General features: G+C 37.8%; 3 protein-coding genes. All 3 read left to right on the top strand.

Going from position 1 to position 4,298, the window contains the following annotated elements; genetic code table 11:
* Positions 1-17: 17 nt before the first annotated feature.
* The 3 genes from KNP76_RS15350 to KNP76_RS15340 all read left to right on the top strand — a co-directional run bounded on the left by KNP76_RS15350 (position 18) and on the right by KNP76_RS15340 (position 4,240).
* Positions 18-2,993: a helicase-related protein gene (locus tag KNP76_RS15350; RefSeq protein ID WP_371816283.1), complete on the top strand. Its 2,976-nt coding sequence runs from the start codon at positions 18-20 to the stop codon at positions 2,991-2,993.
* A gap of 655 nt (positions 2,994-3,648) precedes the next feature.
* Positions 3,649-3,978 (top strand): nucleoside triphosphate pyrophosphohydrolase, encoded by a 330-nt coding sequence (locus tag KNP76_RS15345; RefSeq protein WP_214845020.1) that lies wholly within the window; start codon positions 3,649-3,651, stop codon positions 3,976-3,978.
* Entirely contained in the window at positions 3,971-4,240 is a 270-nt protein-coding gene (locus KNP76_RS15340) for a phospholipase D-like domain-containing protein (RefSeq protein WP_214845019.1), read from the top strand. Before KNP76_RS15345 ends, KNP76_RS15340 begins: the two co-directional genes overlap by 8 nt.
* The last annotated feature ends 58 nt before the right edge of the window (positions 4,241-4,298 follow it).

The following is a 4,298-nucleotide window of genomic DNA, read 5'->3' as shown; positions in this document are numbered from 1 at the left end:
CTCAGTATCCGCATTTGGTGGCTCAGTCGTCCGCATTCGGTGGCTCACAAGTCCGCACTAGCGGCTCTCTGTATCCGCAATACTCAGCGCGAGGAAACAAAAAGATTATTCCTCTCCCACACCAAATTGAAGCAGTGTATAGTCGCATGTTGCAGTCACCTCAAGTACGATATTTATTAGCGGATGATCCGGGCGCAGGGAAAACGATAATGTCAGGTATGTTAATACGTGAGTTAATTGCAAGACAAGCAGCAGAACGAATTTTAATTTTAGTTCCTCCGCTAGTATTGAAACAATGGCAGGAAGAGCTAAAAGATAAGTTTGGAGAAGAGTTTACCATTGTAAATAGAAGTTTATTAAATAGCTCAAGTGAAGTAAATCCATTTGAATCACATGACAAAATAATTGCATCAATTTATTGGGCTTCACGGGAAGAAATTAAAGCGTATATTTTAAAAGCGCAGTTTGATTTAGTCATCGTCGATGAAGCTCATAAAATGGCTGCCTATACACATGGCGTTAAGAAACGTAAAGTGAATCGTACGAAAATTTACCAGCTTGGTGAGAGTTTACTTCGTCATACAGAGCATTGCTTATTATTAACGGCTACACCGCATAAAGGAGACAAAGAAAATTTCCGGCATTTAATGAGTTTGGTAGACCATGATATTTTTTCACGTTTAAATACAGGTGATTCTATATATGAAAAGAGTAATCCTTTTGTTATTCGTCGTTTAAAGGAGACAATGAAAAATTTTGATGGTACTCCGTTATTCCCGAAAAGAACGACAACGACAATTACATTTGATTTAAGTTACGGTGAACGAGAGCTTTATGAAGATGTAACCGCTTATGCACGCGAGCATTTTAATCGAGCAAAACAAAATAATAAACCAAACGTAGCCTTTGCAATGATGATTTTACAACGTCGTCTAAGTTCGTCTTTAGATGCTATTTATTTATCCCTAAAACGACGTAAAGAAAAGTTAGAAGAATTATTAGCGTCTGAGTTAACGGCCAATAAATCCATTGAGTCATTTGAATACGATGAGCTTTCAATAGACGAACAGGAAGAAATTGAGACTTTAGTTGAAGGGGAAACGGATGTTATAGATATAGAGGAACTAAAGTTAGAAATAGAGATTCTAGATGGTTTAGTTCGTAAAGCAGAGATGCTCGTAAAACAAGATATTGAACGTAAATATTTAGAGCTTGAAAACACATTATTCGGTCCGGATGGGTTGCTTTCCAAAGAAGAAAAAATCCTTATCTTTACGGAATCCAAAGATACTTTATATTACCTTGAACAAAAGCTCCTGCAGCATGTCCATGAAGTGACAAAAATCGTTGGAAACTTTTCGATGGATCAACGTCGTGAACAAGTGGAGCGGTTCCGAAATGATGTACAAATTATGCTTGCTACAGATGCCGGGGGAGAATCTATCAACCTTCAATTCTGTAATCAAATGATTAACTATGATATTCCGTGGAATCCCAATCGTTTAGAACAGCGTATGGGACGTATTCATCGTATTGGACAAAAGAATGAAGTATTCGTCTTTAATCTTGTTGCAAAGAATACACGTGAAGGAGATGTATTGATACGTCTACTTGACAAGATGGAACAAATGCGCACAGATTTGGGGCAAGATCAGGTTTATGATTTTATTGGTGAAGTACTAGAGGAAAACAATATCGATTTATCTCACTTAATGGAGGAAGCGATTAGTGGTCGTGAAAATTTAGATGAGCTAATTGCACAAATGGAAAGAACATTATCTGAGGAGCATGAACGATTATTAGAATTAGCAAAACAAGAACGCTTAGATGATTCCAGTTTTGATTTACCGGGTGCAAGACGTGCATATCAAGAAATTTCAATTAGTAGTATGCCGCCGCGGGTCTATGGTGAGTTTGCAGTAAGACAGTTTGAAGAAACACGAATTAAAGTAAATATCTCAAATGATGGTAATACAGTTCGAATTGATCGTTTCCCAAAAAATATTCGTGAACTAATTAAGAAGCGAAAATATCCTTTAAGGACTGATGAATCATTACGGTTTACATTAAGACCAGATAAACAAACAGAAGAGTTATTTATATTACAAAATGATCATCCATTAAAAAAATTAACGATGGAATTAGCGAGTCAAGAGTTACAACAAGTCGCTTTACCAATTTGTACAGTAAAAACACATGTTAGTGAACCATTAACATTAGAAATTAGCCGTATTAGTGTAGTTGATGGTACAGGACGAGAATTAGAACAAGAGTTAATGTTATTAGCTAAAAGGGAAACTGGGGAGTTTATTCAAGTAGATCCCTATTTTCTATTTCAAAAGCAATTTGAAGTAATCAATACAGTAGGTACAGATGATAAATCATTTAAAAAAGAATCGATTCTTCAAGCAAAAAAGATACTTCAATCTGTTCAAATGAAACGTGATGATTATTTAAATCGAAAGAGTACTTATTTACGACGTTCATTTGATGAACAAATGCAAACACTGCAGGAAAGGTTAACGAATTATTTAAGTGATAACTTAAATAATAAAAACAGTGCGCTAATTAACCAAACCTATACTCAAATTGAAGACTTAGAGGAACGTAGTAAAGAGCGTTTGGAAAATATTGAAAGAGAAAGAAGTATCCAGTTACAATCCATTAAGTCGATTACACAACTGAATGTACAACCAATTGAAAATACAGCACGTGTTATTCCAAAAGATTTCATAGAAGCTGTAAAAGAGTATGAATATCAAAACGGTCGACTAAACATCCGTGTTAAGAATGCGTTTGGCTTAGTCGATTTCACGAGTGAAGAAGCAGAGGGTAATACACGATTTATTTTATTGACCCCGTCTATAGAGTTGCTTTCACAACAATTGGAATTAAACGATTACCAAGAATTAAATGGCTCGGTACATGTTTATGTGGTAAATCAAAATAAAATTTTCACGGAAGTGAAGATCGAGCAAATTATTGGGATTTAGTTTGATGGGAAAACCCATGACGCCGTCCTCGTGTATAATGAAAATCGCCACAACACACATTCAGCCGGAGGAAATAACCCATCTTACGACAACGGAACGCTTGAAAATAGAGACCTATCTGGAGCTCGTAGTTGTCCATCCGATCCATCGCAAGACGACTTGTGCGACAGCCCATGACCGTCTCGAAAGAAATCGAAGACGTGCTTAGCGACGTTCCTCGAGCGGAACAGCCAATTTTTTCTTTCGTTGACAATAGTGGACCACACCGCGGCCTCGACGGACCGGGCAAGGAGTTTAGCGGTCACGAGCGCGTACGGAAGATACTCAGCGTAAAGATGTATTTCACCTAGCATTATGCTTATGGCAACAAGGACGCCAACGAACGGCCGAGGAAGTTTTGTGCTTAATTTGACAATCTGTCGCCCAATTAAATGCCTATGGTGAACGATATATAAGTAAATTATGTTTTATTTAGATTATCAGTATAAATAGTGAAGGTATAGAACTCACAAATTCTCTATGAAAATTTGTGAGGCAAGCTCTCTAGTGTATATATTTTTTTAGGAATAAATGTTTTAGAAAGGTTTTCGGGGAGTTTATTTACCTTCTCTCCTTGAGAAGTTAGTTCTCTGAAATAATGAAAGGAGAAAATTCAATGCCCAAATACAATAAACTAATCCGCGACCGCATTCCTGAAATCATTCACGAATCAGGAAAAATCCCGATTGTGAAGCAACTTACTCAAGCCGAACACTTCGAACAAGCACGATTGAAACTATACGAAGAAATCAAAGAGTATGAAGAAACGAACATTGATGAAGAGTCTCTTGAAGAGTTAGCTGATATTTTGGAGTTGGTCTATACACTCGGAAATATGCATGGGGCAGACTTCGATGAATTGAACCGCATACGTAAAGAGAAACGCAAAATACGTGGCGGTTTTGAAAAGGGTCTATTTTTAGAAGAGGTCCTCGATCATGAGTGATTTACGACTCCATACGAGCAATCTTGGCATCCCTTTACAAGAACACATAGACGCGGCGACTGAAATTTATATGGTCGTCGCGTTTGCTCAAGTGTCGGGAGTGAAGGAATTATCGGCTTCTTTAAGAAAAGCGAGTGAACGTGGCGCTCAAATCAGAATCTTGGTAGGAGACTATCTGTACCTCACCAATCCTGATGCATTGGATATGCTATTACAAATACCGAATGTTGAGCTGAGTATTGCGGATACAGAGAGCCGCTAGTGCGGACTTGTGAGCCACCGAATGCGGACGACTGAGCCACCAAATGCGGATACTGAGC

The sequence above is a fragment of the Exiguobacterium sp. s150 genome (genome assembly GCF_018618435.1).
Taxonomy (GTDB): Bacteria; Bacillota; Bacilli; order Exiguobacteriales; family Exiguobacteriaceae; genus Exiguobacterium; species Exiguobacterium alkaliphilum.
Note: the sequence above shows the minus strand (reverse complement) of the source record. Positions and strands in the feature narration are given on the sequence as shown.

Bases quoted from the DNA above. Each gene is read 5' to 3' on its own strand.
- KNP76_RS15345 (WP_214845020.1), top strand. From the start codon at position 3,649: ATGCCCAAATACAATAAACTAATCCGCGACCGCATTCCTGAAATCATT.
- KNP76_RS15340 (WP_214845019.1), top strand. From the start codon at position 3,971: ATGAGTGATTTACGACTCCATACGAGCAATCTTGGCATCCCTTTACAA.